Source organism: Arthrobacter sp. AFG20 (assembly GCF_002892795.1).
GTDB lineage: Bacteria > Actinomycetota > Actinomycetes > Actinomycetales > Micrococcaceae > Arthrobacter.
The window spans coordinates 232,985-246,735 of sequence record NZ_PJMC01000002.1 but is presented as its reverse complement, the minus strand read 5'-3'; the positions used below and the strand labels follow the sequence as shown (position 1 = coordinate 246,735).

At 62.8% G+C, this 13,751-nt stretch carries 9 protein-coding genes; 5 read left to right on the top strand and 4 right to left on the bottom strand.

Annotated elements, in window-relative coordinates; translation table 11 throughout:
- The first annotated feature begins 96 nt into the window (after window positions 1-96).
- Together CXZ05_RS03060 and CXZ05_RS03055 are read left to right on the top strand one after the other, a co-directional pair.
- Complete coding sequence (locus CXZ05_RS03060; RefSeq protein WP_180987244.1) at window positions 97-2,730, top strand: PD-(D/E)XK nuclease family protein; 2,634 nt, start codon at window positions 97-99, stop codon at window positions 2,728-2,730.
- Complete coding sequence (locus CXZ05_RS03055; protein ID WP_102971142.1) at window positions 2,727-5,921, top strand: exodeoxyribonuclease V subunit beta; 3,195 nt, start codon at window positions 2,727-2,729, stop codon at window positions 5,919-5,921. Before CXZ05_RS03060 ends, CXZ05_RS03055 begins: the two co-directional genes overlap by 4 nt.
- Before the next feature lie 7 nt (window positions 5,922-5,928).
- On the opposite strand, the gene CXZ05_RS22730 is transcribed toward CXZ05_RS03055, so the two are convergent.
- A complete protein-coding gene (locus CXZ05_RS22730) occupies window positions 5,929-6,117 on the bottom strand; it encodes a hypothetical protein (protein ID WP_146033039.1) in 189 nt (62 codons plus the stop codon).
- Between the two features lie 14 nt (window positions 6,118-6,131).
- Window positions 6,132-6,512, bottom strand: a complete 381-nt coding sequence (locus CXZ05_RS03050) for a hypothetical protein (RefSeq protein ID WP_146033038.1) — start codon at window positions 6,510-6,512, stop codon at window positions 6,132-6,134.
- Window positions 6,513-6,757: 245 nt separating this feature from the next.
- Between CXZ05_RS03050 and CXZ05_RS03045 the strand changes: the two genes are divergently transcribed.
- Entirely contained in the window at window positions 6,758-7,198 is a 441-nt protein-coding gene (locus CXZ05_RS03045; protein ID WP_219726523.1) for a phosphohydrolase, read from the top strand.
- A 1,135-nt stretch (window positions 7,199-8,333) separates the two neighbouring features.
- On the opposite strand, the gene CXZ05_RS03040 is transcribed toward CXZ05_RS03045, so the two are convergent.
- Together CXZ05_RS03040 and CXZ05_RS03030 are read right to left on the bottom strand one after the other, a co-directional pair.
- Window positions 8,334-9,347, bottom strand: coding sequence for an EcsC family protein (locus CXZ05_RS03040; protein WP_102971139.1), 1,014 nt, complete (start codon window positions 9,345-9,347; stop codon window positions 8,334-8,336).
- A 981-nt stretch (window positions 9,348-10,328) separates the two neighbouring features.
- Window positions 10,329-10,658, bottom strand: a complete 330-nt coding sequence (locus tag CXZ05_RS03030; protein ID WP_102971137.1) for a DUF4234 domain-containing protein — start codon at window positions 10,656-10,658, stop codon at window positions 10,329-10,331.
- 490 nt (window positions 10,659-11,148) lie between these two features.
- Between CXZ05_RS03030 and CXZ05_RS03025 the strand changes: the two genes are divergently transcribed.
- Both CXZ05_RS03025 and CXZ05_RS03020 read left to right on the top strand, forming a co-directional pair.
- Entirely contained in the window at window positions 11,149-12,384 is a 1,236-nt protein-coding gene (locus tag CXZ05_RS03025) for an MFS transporter (protein WP_102971136.1), read from the top strand.
- A gap of 369 nt (window positions 12,385-12,753) precedes the next feature.
- The gene (locus CXZ05_RS03020) at window positions 12,754-13,734 is read left to right on the top strand and encodes a hypothetical protein (RefSeq protein WP_146033037.1); all 981 of its coding nucleotides are present in this window, start codon (window positions 12,754-12,756) and stop codon (window positions 13,732-13,734) included.
- Window positions 13,735-13,751: the final 17 nt, after the last annotated feature.

Below are 13,751 nucleotides of genomic sequence, written 5' to 3'. Positions count from 1 at the left end.
CCTGCGTCGACGACCCTGCAACCATCGGTGAGACAGATTGTCAGTGGCTGCCGCTAGCGTGATAAAAACGACCACCAGTCAATGCATGGGGGATTAATGAAGATCGAGTTCGCGTGGCACCTGGACCGTGCGCCGTGGGCGTACACCCAGCCAGGCCTCAACCGCATCCGCGTGGGACGCAAGAACTTTACGGCGCTGCTGCAGACCCGGCTGGGCATCACTCGCCCAGATACTGGCCATGCTGAGCGCGTCAGCCAGTATCTGGAAGGCCTTCGGAAGGTCGACTCCACCGATGCGTGGTTCCACAAGTCATTCGAGGTGGATCCCTGGTCGACAGCTCAGGAGCTGCTCGCCGCCCGCGATGACGCAGTCGCCAACGGCTGGGACGGCACGCTCCCCGAGTGGCAGCCGGGCGTGCCAGAACCGTCGCCGCTGCTGCAGACGCTGGCGGCAGCGGAAAAGGCACCCGGGCGGTTGGCGCCCTCCTTGGCCGATGACATTGCCGAACTGGTGACGGCGCTCGACTCGCCCCTGCCGCTTGGCATCGACCATCTGGTACTACAGCATCCCGAAGGCAGCTTCCCGCAGATCTGGCGGGTCATCATCGGAAAGCTCCGGAACCGCGGAGTCCAAGTCAGCGAAGCGGTGCCCACAGGCCGTGCGCCACGTCTGACAGTTCTCACCGCGGAAACAGAGTGGGAAGCCGCCGAAAACAGCGCCCGCTGGCTCGCTGCGGGAGACAATCGAAGCACCGCCGTGGTCGCCTCAGACAGCACTGCCCTCCTGGACCACTACCTGGCTGGACACGGCCTGCCTGCCATCGGCACCGGTACCCCGTCCATCTGGCGTCCCCAGGACCAGCTAATTCCGCTCTTCTTCGAGGTCATCTGGTCGCCGCCGAACGTACAGCTCCTCGCGGAGCTCCTCACCCTGCCCGGCTCGCCCGTGCGGCGTGACGCGGCACGCCACCTCCTTAATGCGCTGAAGCAAGAGCCTGGCACCGGGGGCGATGCGTGGACGGCGGCAATCTCCGCCATCGCCGCGGACCCCCAGCTCGGTTCCGAACTCGCCGCCACACTGAGCAGGCTCTTTTGCACCGATGTGCTCGTCGAAGACGAGAACGTAAGCGGCACTCAGCTTGCTGAACGAGCAGAATGGCTCGCCGGGCGACTGCGTGCCCGCGCCTCAAAAGACGACGCCGCCAAGGCCACCGCGTCCCTGCTGCAGCGGATCCTGGCATTGGTGACGCCGCTTCCTCGCGTTTCACGCCGGGATCTTCGCCGCATCATCGCATCGGTGATCACCCCATCCTCGGGCGCGCTCGTGACCGCAGAAGCCGGGCCCTGGCTGCGCCTCGGGCACTTGGCCGAGCTGGCCGACGATGTTGACCAGGTGTTGTGGTGGGGTTTCCAGAGCAGCCGCACACCCTCTGTGCGCCGCTGGGACACCCACGACGTCGAGGCCTTGTCCCGGGTGGGTGTTCACCTGCCAACGCCAGAAGAACTCAGCGCCCTCGAGGTCAGCCAGACCCTAGCTGCAACCAGCCGGACCAGGAACCTGCTCCTCGTCCAGATCGAGCAGCGCGACGGTGAGCGGGTGGAAGGCGATCCACTGCTGGAGGCTCTCACCGCTGCGCAGCCGAGCCGAGCGGATGAGTCGCTATCCGACCGTCTCTCTGCGCTCACGTGCAGGCCCGACTCGCTGGCTGATGACACCGGCCGCTGGTCCCTCGCAGGCCGCCAAATGCAGCTCGCTGCTGTCCCCCAGCACCGCCCGGTTGCTCCGCGCCCCGTCCACCAGGTGGGCCCGAACGCCGCCCTCGTCCCGGAACGCCTCTCCTTCACTCAGCTGTCCACGCTTCTCGGTTGCTCTCTGGCATGGGTGCTCAAGCACAAATCGCACCTCACTGTTCCCGCTGCTGCCAGCGTCCCGTCGGACAACCAGATGCTCGGGCTCTTTGCCCACAAAGTAGTGGAGGTGCTCCAGCAGCAACTTCGGGCGGAACACCGGGCGGTTCCCGAACGGGAAGAAGTAAGGGCCGCCGTCGAACGTCTACTCCCTCAACTCGCCTCGGAGCTGCTCCTGCCCGGCCAGAAGAGCCGCCTTGCAGGCGTGCGGGCCACGATCGAAACAACCGTCATGACCTTCTTTGAGCAGCTGCAGCACGGCGGCGTCGTGCTGCAGGAGATGGAGAAGGAGTTCGTGAAGGACCTGCACTTCACGGCCGGCGGAAACAGCTACACGGTCGAAGTGAAGGGCCGCGCCGATGCGGTGGGCATCGACGCGGCCGGCCGCACCGCCGTCGTCGACCTCAAGTGGACCAACAGCGACAAGTACCGCCGCGAGGAAGTCCAACGTGGCGAGGCCCTGCAGCTGGCGCTGTACCAGTGGGCACTCAGCCCCAGTGAACTCCCGCCGGATGCTCCGACTGCCTACTACATGCTCAAGCAGGGCAGCTTCGCCTCAACCCACCCGGAATTCGGTTCAGCAATCCAGACCAGCCAGGATCCGTCACAGTTGTGGCAGCAGGCCGTTCGGGCGGTTGAGTTCACCGTCGAGGAGGTGCTCGCCGGACGGATAACGGCAACAGAGCCGGCAGCCAACGCCGTGGCCAAGGGCGAACCCGGCGCTGACGCAATCGCGGAAGCCAGCGGCCGCCTGCACATGAAGCCGAACTGCAAGTACTGCGACTTCGGCACGCTCTGTGGACTCAAGGGGGACTACTCATGAACCTGCTGGACAACGTCACCATGGTGTCGGCGAGCGCCGGCACCGGAAAGACCTTCACCCTTACGGGCAAGATTGTGGATCAAATTTCCGCGGGGCTGCCGGCGGGAGCCGTCATGGCCACCACCTTCACCAAGAAGGCCGCCGGCGAACTGCGCGAACGGATCGCAGCCCGTCTCCTTGAGCAGGCGGACCAGACCGACGACGCCGATTCCTCCGCCGCGCTGCGGCTCGCCTCCCAGCAGCTGCCAGCGAGCCTCATCGGCACGGTCAACAGCGTGTGCGGCCAGCTGCTGCAGGAGCACGCCATCGACGCCGGCCTGTCTCCTGCCCTAGAGGTGATTGGCGAGGAGCAACTCGCCAGCATCTTCCACCTCGCCACGGATGAAGTGCTGGCCGAACACGCTCCAGGGATCCTTCCCATCGCACGGCGCATGGGAACCGACGGCAACGGAGCCCTGGACGCGAAAACCTGGCAGGAAACTGTGCGAGCCATCGTGGGCGCCGCCCGCACGAACCTGCTGGGAGCGGAGCAGCTGGCCGTCTGCGCCGACCGGTCCTGGTCCGGTTTGCGTGAGCTACTCGACGCGGAGGGTACGGATGACCGGGCTCAGTGGCTGTCTGCTCTTCGCGACACCGTGACCGAACTCGAGGCCATGGCCCGGGACGGCAAGACTCAGGCCGGCAAAAAGGTGGATACCGGCTCTGCCACCTTTACCGAGCACGTGCCGAAGATCCTCCACAAGATTGGCACTATGGGCGCAGTGGAAGACATCCCGTGGGAGACGTGGCGCGGAGTGGTGGGCTCCGCAGCCCCAGCCGCCGTCAAGAGCCTTTTCGCTCCGGTTACGGGCGCCATCAAGGGAGGCCTGCTCTCGAACCCTGCCTTCCATGACGACCTCGAGCAGTACATCCGGCTCCTGTTCACCTGCGCCGAGCAGTGTCTGACTGCCTATTCAGAGTTCAAGCGCCTACACGGCCTCATGGACTTCGTGGACCAGGAGACCCTGGTCCTGGACCTCGCCCGGAATAACGAGGCCTTCCGCCGTTCCTTCCCGGGGCGGATCCGCTTTCTCGTCGTGGACGAGTTCCAGGACACCAGCCCTCTTCAGCTTGAACTCTTCCTGCAGCTCAGCCGACTGGCGAAGGAGGCTGTGTGGGTGGGCGACCCCAAGCAGGCCATCTACGAGTTCCGGGGCACCGACCCCGAGCTCATGGAGGCTGTGGTGAACAAGGTGAGCCGCCGGGAGCAGCTCTCCCATACTTGGCGTTCACATCAGGCGGTCGTTGACCTGAGCAACGCCGTATTCGAGTCCGTCTTCGAGCAGCACGGGATGCCGGCCGATACCGTCCACCTCAAGCTTCCGGATGCGCATTCTGATTGGTCCCCCGGCACGCTCGAAGCCTGGACCCGGCCGCAATCCAACGACGGTGAGCGGCTGAAGGCAACTGCGGCCGGTGTGGCCGCCCTGTTGGCCCGACGGCCAGAGCTCAGTCCCGGCGACGTGGCGGTGCTGGCCCGGTCAAACGCCGACGTCGAATCGCTGTCCGCTGCCCTCCATGCCCTGGGCATCCGTGCGAGCCGCAATCCACGCAAGCTCTCGGACGCCCGGGAGGTGCAACTGGCGCGCGCCGGAATGGCGTTCGTCGCGGATGGATACGACACTGTCGCACTGGCCGAGATCGTCGCCATGCGCCCCGGCCACTCCTCTCACTCAACTTGGCAGCAGGAGCTGCTGTCAGCCGCCGACCCTGCCCCGGTACTCGAAAAGTGGAATTCGGACCCAGTATTCAAAGCCCTAGATGCTCTTCGTGCCCGGACGGCAGCGGCTACGCCCACGGAGGTCTTCGAAGCCGTGGTCGGTGCGCTCGGGCTGCCCCTGCTGATTGCTGGCTGGTCCTCCCCCGCCACCCGGCTGAGGAACCTAGACGCCGTCCGCGGTGTCATCAAGACGTACTACGAGCGCTGCCTCGCGTTGCGCTCACCCGCAACCCTGCGCGGCTTCCTCACATTCTTCGGTTCGGAGGAGCAACGATCCGCGGACAACGCCGGTACTGACGTAGTTAACGTCCTGACGTACCACCAAGCAAAGGGACTCGAATGGCCGGCGGTGGTGCTGGAGGGGCTCGACAAGGACCTGCGCTTCGCCGCATTCGGCGCGGCAGTGGAACAGGACGGCAGCTTCGACCTGGCGCAACCTTTGGCCGGCCGCTGGATCCGATTCTGGCCTAGTCCCTTCCCCTATGGCGGGTCCCAGCTGGATGTCCGGGGAACGACGAGCGACGTGGCACTCCGGGCCGAGGAACGCGAGCGCCGCAACATGGCCCGGCTCATGTACGTCGGCATGACCCGCGCCGTCGAAACAACCGTCCTGACAGGTAAGAAGCCTGCGCCGGAGCTGCTTAACAACCTTGGCATTCCCTCCCTGCTGGGATGGAAGCCGGGCGCCGACGACACCTCAGACGGTGCCATCCGTGTCGCCGACGGATTGCAACTGCCAGCGCGAGTGGAAGAGTTGGAACCCGCAGACGCGGAACACGCGCCGGCGGACTGGACGCCCAGGTTCTCCGACGTGCCGGCCGAACCGTCGGGCGTTGTGTTCGCTCCGGCGCGGTTTGCTGCTTCGTCGCTGGAGTCTGCCGGACACGAAGCCTCTGTCAGGGCAGTGGCCGAGCTCGGTTCCCGGCTTGCAGAGCACGGATCCGACGATTGGGGTGCAGTCGGCAGTGCCGTGCACGCTTACCTCGGGACCGAGTTCTCGGTGCTCGACGCCGCCCAACAGCGGGACCTTGCAGAGCGGATAGTTGCACGATGGCAGGTGGAAAGCACGATCGATTCTTCCCTGCTGCTCACCGCCGGGGAAAGATTCGAGTCCTATCTGGACGTGGAGTTCCCTGGCTGGGCGCGGCACCGGGAAGCAGCCATCGGCTGGCGACCGAACAACCAGGTCATGGAAGGCTGGATCGACCTTTTGCTGGAGGGGCCCGACGGATTCGTACTCGTCGACCACAAGACCTACCCCGGCAATGATCCCGAAGGCCATGTGAAAGAGAAGTACCTAGGCCAGATGTCCGCGTACGGGGATGCTGTCCTTGCTGCTACGGGCAAGCCGGTACTGCGCACTCTGATCCACTTTCCCGCCCTAGGACAGGTCTATGAGATTGAGCCTGTAGTAGCCGGGACCTCTAGGTAGGAGAAGATCACTCGGCGCCGGCTTCCTTCGTGGGCTTGACGGCCGCGGACCGGGGGAACAGCGGCGTGTCATCAGGCTGCCCCCGGTCCACGAAGGCCCCGGTCGCGATCCAGTCAAGGGTCGATAGGTAAGGCTTATCCTTCGTCTCCTCGTGGAACTTCCGGAGGTCGCCCACCGTAACGTCACGACTCCACATTCTCGCCCACCGGCTCAGCCGTAAACGTGGAGTGCCGCCCCGTAGCCTAGCGGGAGCCCGTGGCCGTTCAGCCAGGACACCATCACTTCGCAAGCCCCGGCCAGGCTCAGGTTCTGTGACGGAGCGACTCCTGTATGTGGCTCGTTCCCCGCCTCATCTGCCAAAGGTCCCAGTCCGATGCGCCAGTTATTGGTGACCCCACCGCTGACTATTGCAACCTCTACGTGGTAACCGCTTCCCGTGCTCATGGCCTGGGCGTACCTCCCGTAGTGCGTCACATCGACGTGCCTGGTCTGCACCACCAGCCAGTCGCCGTCATGGGAGACCCCTTGGATGAGGCCAACCAGATGGGAGGATGACTCCACGTCGTGCCAGCCCGTGTCCCACTTACCCACCTGAGCTTTCCATTCCAACAGTTCGTGGTATTCAAGTTCGAGCCTTAGTTTCAGTGAGGATTCGGGAAGTGTGATCGTATCTAGCATGTCGGCGCCTTTCATCTGTAACCGATGCCCTCATTGTCAGAGGCACCACTGACATTTTTCATCCGGTTGTGCGGAGACCTCTGAATGTCAGGCCCCGTTGATAGCCTGCCGTTGTTGACCGAGAAGAGCCGAAGAGCCCGGAAAGGACGGTTCCGTTGGTGAATCACGACAACGATCCCGAAGTAGCGGCAGCGAAAGCAATCGCGACCATCGCGCACAGGTTCCAAACCGACAAGATCGGCGTGCCGTACATCGAGCATCCTCGCCGGGTCGCGGCCAGGCTGGACGACCCGCAGCACATTGCGGCGGCCTGGCTGCACGACGTTATTGAGGACTGCGGCATCACAGCGGAGAATCTTGCAGCTGCCGGGATCAGCAAGGAGGTGATTGACGCCGTCGTCCTGCTCACCCGCAGCGAGGACAACACGGGAAACGGGTACTACGAGGCCATTCGCGAGAATCCCATTGCCTTGGCTGTGAAACTGGCTGACATCGCAGACAATACCGATCCGGAGCGGACGGCGTGTCTGGAACCCGAAGTTCGACACCGGCTTGCGGCTAAGTACGAAAACGCGAAGAGGCTGCTCGGCAAGGAATAGCTTGACCGATGTTGTTGCTTACCGTTGTGCACCTTCAGCGTCGGACTCCCTCCGGCAAGGCGAATCCGTCGTCCGTGCCGATAGGGTTGGCGCATGACAACACATGGGGGAAATCGCTGGTCTCGAGCTACTGCGCTCTCGCTGGTTTTGGCCAGTTGCGGAATCGCACTAAGTGCCTGCGAGTACCAAGACGACAGCCGGGCTCACTCGGACGCCTCAGCTGTAGCCGCCCCGTCATCTCGCCCACCCGTGCCGATAGCAAGCCCGGCTCCTATTGACACTCCGGCCGTGTTCTCCCCGGCTCTGCCAAAGGAGGACCCCACTCTTGCCCGAGTCAGAGTAAGAAACCAGGCGCAACTGGAAAAGCGTTTGGGCCTCCCGCCCGACGGTCTTGTCTTGGGCGGCTCAGGCGGACTGGGCGATGGCGGACTTCGGGCGTCGGCGACTGAAGTACCAAAGGGAAGCTACACAGTCACTGCTGAATGCGTGGGCATGCACAAAGCATCGCTAACCATCTCGCAGCCCGACCAACGAGGAGCAACAACACGTGAAGCGGCTCTGGCCTGCGGAACTACACAGCGCGTGAAACTGGGGCTTGGACCAGGTCCAGTATCCGTCCGAATCACTCCAACGGCCACTGACCCGGACCACACTGCCATGGCGGGATTCTGGATGGTCCCGGCTACCTGATCGAGATTCGCGCTGTCTACCGTCACCACCAGCGGTGCCGGCACTCCGGGTTCTGACACGCCCACCTCGGTATCCCAGATTCAACCTTGCCGGTGGCTGGATAAATCCGTACTTCCTCGGTCAGGCAGCAACCGGCAAACTCCGTCTTCGAGCTCTCAGCCATGGCATCGGGCCCCACCATGCCGTAGGCAATCCGCCACGCTTCCTGGCCGCACACAGGGCATCTGCGAAAAGTCTCCCGCTTCTTTGCGGGCTTCACGTAGTTAGTCATGGATGCAATGTATCCCTGGGTGGTGACACCTGCGGCAGTTACAAAAGACGGTTAGCCCTATGCATTTTTTGTAACTGCCGCAGGCCGGTGGCACTCACGACCGCGGCTGGGCAGTCAGAACAGCTCGACGGACCGCCCGCGCAGAGGCTGCATCGTAAACCGAGCGGTCACCGCTTACGTGGCATCACTCTGGGGGTCGTCCTCCGGGTCAGTCGTCAATGCGGCCGGCAGCGGAAGCCCATACTTGTCGCAGAGGAATCTGGTCTGGCAGTACCGCTGAGCGTCGGCGGCCACATTGCCGAGGATCGCGGAATTCATGCCGGCACCGATGAGGATACCCACGAACGGCACGACCTTGGCGACGTTCTGAACTGGGACCCTGGCCCCTGCCGGTCCTAGGTGTTGCAGCAACTTTTCGAGGGCAGCGAGAAGACGGTGATCCGCACGGAGCCTGTCCGACCACCTGACGCGTCCCCTGATCGCGTGTGCCGCACGGGCGGCCTCGCGCAACGGCTCAGCTTTGGCCGCCTGCGCCATGAAGGATCGGCGTACTAGGCGTTGGATGAAGATCTGCTCATCGGGGTCTTTCGCGTCATAGCCGTAGGAGTAGGCGATGCGCGATGCGATTGACGTGCTCAGGACCTGTATGACGAGGATGTCCGCTGTCATCGCGGCGAAAGTACCAGCGACGGGGACCGTCGCCAACAGTCCCATGGCGCCACCTTCGAGCGCCCCAGCGGTCCGCCACGTAAGCGTGTTGAACTTCAACAATCGGTCGCACACCTTAAGGTCCTGCTGCCGCAAATCGGTGAAACTGTTGAATTCCAAACCCTGCTTGCGGGCAAGCTTCTCGACGGTCTTCGGGTCGTTAAGCTCCATGGCCCAGTCGTTGACCAGCTCGAGCAGCGCTGCCGCGCCTTCCAGGGCCGGTCGCGCGGCTTTGTTGGCGACCACGTCGCCTGCGCGGCGGATCGGTTTCATGACCACCTCTGGAACGGCGTCCGCAACCCGGCTGACGGCGTTTCCCGCAGCCTCACCGGTACGATTGAGCGCGGTGCTCGCCCAGTTCGGCAGACCACGGCGATTGTTGCGGCGCTCCCAATGCTCGTTGAGCGTGTCCCACACCTGCTCCTCGTACGCGCTCATCGAGATCGCCCCGTCGACGAGAGTGCCGGTATAAGTGCTCATTGAGGTTCTCCATTTCGAGTGTGATCGCTTGGTCTATGATGCATGTCTTCAAGGCATTCGCCTGCAATTAGCGCCTAGATGTCCGTGTCGTTTCTCCGGAACGTGACGGCAGACGATCACAGCCCGGCCGCCCGCCTGCTGGCCAGGATTCGGCTTGTCGATAGCCTGGACCCGACGTTCGATTCGTCTCTGTCGCTCTCCTAGACCGCGGGTTTGCAGCACCTGGATCCCGGGATGAAAGACCCAGACAGCCACAACACCTCTCCTAGCCGTGGCAACGGAAATACTCTTCATGACTTTCTTCCAAGCCTGCTGAAAATGCCCGCCCTGGAAAACAACCGCCTCTGCCAGAATGCCGGGAATGACTCCCCCACCCGCTGCACGGTCTCCAGCGAAACCTCCGCCACCTGCACGCTAGGCCTCCTTGCGGTGCGTCACTCTTGATCTAACGCTCTTCGGTCGCGTTCAGTCAGCCAAATGGCGTGGTCCATATGTGTGACAGTCTCTCCCAGTTTCGTTATGACATGCGCCTCAGTGACTACAGTCCTCGCCAGCATTGAGTTGACTACAATTCCTAGGTTCTCAGCATCTGCAACCCGCTGAACCGCGCGGATGATCCATGTATCCGGCTTCGTGTCGGGATAGCCGAGCAACATCCCGAATTAATTGTGGGTGACAGGGCCCAATCCGTGAACTTCAAGGTAAGTACTTCTGTGGGAAGGGTTCAGATGCTCGTACTGTTCGTGGGTTATAGACAGTCGCGGAGGTCCGAACGTGCCCGCTCATACTTGCCATGGAAGGCCAGCAACCGTGGGAGGAGACCCTTGCCCCGTTTTGTCCTATATTGCGTTTGCTTGGAATAGACGGCATCGAGTAGGGCCATACCGATTTGCCCTTCCCAGCCATTTCGGTAAGTTTCGAGCCGCTCTTCAGGGATCTGTCTGACATCGCGCACGAACGCGTCGACGAGTGCATCCATGATCAGACGGAGACAGGAACATTCACCGAGGCTGGGGCAACCTTCCGGTTAAACTCGTGCTGGACAATAGCTGAGCCGATGGTTCCAAGAAGGAGCATCAGCCAAAAAGCTGCGTGACGTCCCATGCCTCGACGCGTGAAAACCTCGACGCCCACGGAGTATTTCCACAACCAAACGATGTTGGCAATAGGAACGATGAGCAACCAAGCAGTGGGTATGCCCGTGCCATACTTATTCATTTCGTTCTTCGTTTTCACACTCCAAACCAAAGAGTAGATTCCGAACGTGACGAGGGGCAGAAGTAGGGGCGCTGCGATGCTGCGGTATTTCATAATTCTCCTTAGTACGTTTCATGAAACTGTCGGAGTAACACCTCTGACGCAACACAGCGTCGTAGATTTCCCCCGAATGACCGTATCCGCCGGCCGTCCTTCGGGCAGTGAATCTGCGCCATTCTTGAGGTGATCCTGCGGGAAATGTCATATTCGACAGTCGTAGTGACTTTTTCCTAAGCGGCTATTTGGCGCTCCATCTACCCGTCATCCCCTGGAGCATGGCCACGTTCGCATTCAACCGGGCGGCGCCGTCGCACGTCTTTCGTACTTGTCGTTGTGTCAGCCGTATTTTCGACCCCGAGGCGCCGGGCGATCCCTTCACGGAGTTCAACGGCGGCCATGTCCGCCTTGCCCTGAGCGGAGGGCCTTTAAACAGGCACTGGCAGACCCTGCCTCGCGCAGAATAAATCCGCTAACTTTATGGTTGGAACTTCCGGGCCAGCGATGCCCCTTTCCGCTCCTCCCCTTTGAATGGATCCGCTCCCCCATGTCTTCCGCACTGCCGCTGCCTGCGCCCAAACGCTTCCCGCTTGCCGCGATGCTGGTTCTTGCCACCATCACGTTCACGGCTATCACCACCGAACTCATGCCGTCCGGCCTGCTGCCCCAGATCAGCGAAGGCCTGAACGTCTCCGAGCCGGTGGCCGGCTACCTTGCCGCAGCCTATGCCGCCGTCATCGTGGTCACCGTGATCCCGGCCGCCCGGCTGCTGGCCAGGATCCCGCGGAAGACGCTGCTCATCTCCCTCGTCCTCACCTTCGCGCTCAGCAACGTCCTCGTCGGGCTCGCACCCAGCTTCGCAGCGGCCATGGGCGCACGGCTTGTCGGCGGCCTGGCGCACGGCCTGCTCTGGACCACCGTGGCGCCGTTCGTTTCGCGGGTGGTCCCGGTGGACAAAGTGGGCAAAGCCCTGGCCATCGTCTTCAGCGGCAACAGCCTGGGCATGGCCATCGGCGCCCCCGTTGGCACCGCGCTGGGCGGACTCCTCGGCTGGCGCGCCTCCTTCCTCTTCCTGGCCGGCTTCAGCCTGCTCCTCACCGGCCTGGCCGTCTGGCTACTTCCGCAGGTCCGCCGGGTCCCCGACGCCGTCCGCCCCTCGATGCGCAAAGCCATCGCCCAGCCCGGAGTGAAGTCCGTGGCCATCGCGTGGCCGCTGCTGGTGCTGGCCCACTTCGCGCTCTTCACCTACATCGCGCCATTCATCCGCGAAGCCGGCCTGCCCGACTACGCCACCAGCCTCTCCCTCACCGTCCTCGGCACCGCCGGCCTCATCGGCATCTGGATCGCGGGCATCACCGTTGACTCCCGGCCCCGCCGTTCGCTGCTGATCACGACGGCGGCCATCGCCGCCGCGATGCTCCTCCTCCCGCTCGGCAGCGGAACCATTCCCGGCGCCATGACTCTCATGACCGTCTGGGGCGCAGGCCTTGGCGCGATCGGCATCTACAACCAGGCCGCCATCCTCCGCGCCGGACGCGAGGACCGGGACGCCGCCAACGGCCTCACCGTCCTGACCATCCAGCTCGGCATCACCATCGGCGCGCTCTACGGCTCCGCCGCCCTGATGGTGGCCGGCCCGCTCATGGTGCCGGTCGCCGCTGCGCTCCCGGTCGTCGTCGCACTTTTCATCACGCTGGCGGGCCGGAGGCACGCCTACCCGCCGGGACGCAAGGAGCGTGGAGGGTCTGAGCCGGAGGTCAAGGAAGCAGTGCCACAGCGCTAGCAATGGGCGGTCCCTGACATTTTTCGGGTCTTCTCCCGAGTCTCATACGGCGGGTCATGTCTATCTCCCTGATTTCCGCGCACCATTGGCGTCCGAACGTGAATGTGATGGGCCAACCGGTCTCCGTCGTAAATCACTAGACGACGGGGTCGAAGCAAGCGCTTATGGGATCCAGTGTCTAGTTGAAAACCCTCAGTGAAACAACAAGGGCATACGCGCCGCGCAGAGTATTAACTGAGAGTTGGCCAAGCCCAGGCCAATCCGCCCGGCGAATTGAATGTCGTTTCCGGGCTGCCAAGGCTCCCCAGCTCGGCGAACATTCCTTGGGGCAAGGCCTCTACCAATGCGCGTCACCGATTAGGGTTGAGCATGGCTATTTCAGTAGGCGCCCTTTTTGAGCAGTGTGGCTTGCAATGGGCAGGAGCGGCTCAGTGGAGACAGCGGATTCCCCTTGACGAGCCCGGAGTTTACGCGCTTTCGATGACATCCGAGCCTTATGCTTCACATGGCACAGTCGCAGAGCTACCGCTGAGCACTGGAGCATTTTATGAACTGATGAGTGTCTGCCCGTTCCTCGCCGTTGACGGTGGGCCCGCAACGCTAGGTTCGTTCAGGAACCGGCTACAGCACTTTTGGTTGCCCGAGGAGCCGATTCTATATATCGGCAAAGCGGAAACGTCGCTGACAGCGAGGACGAGTGCCTACTACTCGACCAAGCTTGGTGCTACGGGACCGCACGCCGGCGGCTGGTGGCTCAAGGTGTTATCTATCCTTCCCGAGCTGACTCTTCATTACGCACGAAACACTGACGCCGACGCCGCCGAGAGGGCCCTCATCAGCCAGTTCGCGAGCCAGCTGTCACCGACATCACGGGCCAAGCTCCTGGACAGGAACCGCATCGGTCCATTCGCAAACGTGCTAATTCCGGGACACGGCAATAAAGCGCATGGTTTGGACCACTACAAGGTGTCAAGAAGTACGAAAACTGAACCGTCTTCCGTTTCTCCTGATCCAACGCTGGCCAAACCTCTTGGCAGGTCATTGAAATCGATCAGAGCTGGCCTCAAGGCGCCTGTAAGCAACGTGATCGTTCCGTCGCAGGCGCTTACGCCAAAAGACCGAAACCGCGCCTACCTCCGCATTCCGGCAGCCTCGAAGTACGCCTTCCCGTCCGAGCCGGGAGCGGTAACAGTCATCGTCAGGGGCGCAACGCAGACGGCGACCTGGCACCCTGGTAACGGTAAGTCCGGTCGGCTGGGTCTCGGCATTGCCCTGATGTCCGAGCTGGTAGTCCCTGGCCAACCAGTGCATATTGAGGCTACTGGCGACGGCTACCGCATTATCGAATGACGGCGGATTCGCACGAC

Coding starts and splice junctions, on each gene's coding strand:
- CXZ05_RS03060 (WP_180987244.1), top strand. CDS start 97: ATGAAGATCGAGTTCGCGTGGCACCTGGACCGTGCGCCGTGGGCGTAC.
- CXZ05_RS03055 (WP_102971142.1), top strand. CDS start 2,727: ATGAACCTGCTGGACAACGTCACCATGGTGTCGGCGAGCGCCGGCACC.
- CXZ05_RS22730 (WP_146033039.1), bottom strand. CDS start 6,117: ATGTGGAGTCGTGACGTTACGGTGGGCGACCTCCGGAAGTTCCACGAG.
- CXZ05_RS03040 (WP_102971139.1), bottom strand. CDS start 9,347: ATGAGCACTTATACCGGCACTCTCGTCGACGGGGCGATCTCGATGAGC.
- CXZ05_RS03030 (WP_102971137.1), bottom strand. CDS start 10,658: ATGAAATACCGCAGCATCGCAGCGCCCCTACTTCTGCCCCTCGTCACG.
- CXZ05_RS03025 (WP_102971136.1), top strand. CDS start 11,149: ATGTCTTCCGCACTGCCGCTGCCTGCGCCCAAACGCTTCCCGCTTGCC.
- CXZ05_RS03020 (WP_146033037.1), top strand. CDS start 12,754: ATGGCTATTTCAGTAGGCGCCCTTTTTGAGCAGTGTGGCTTGCAATGG.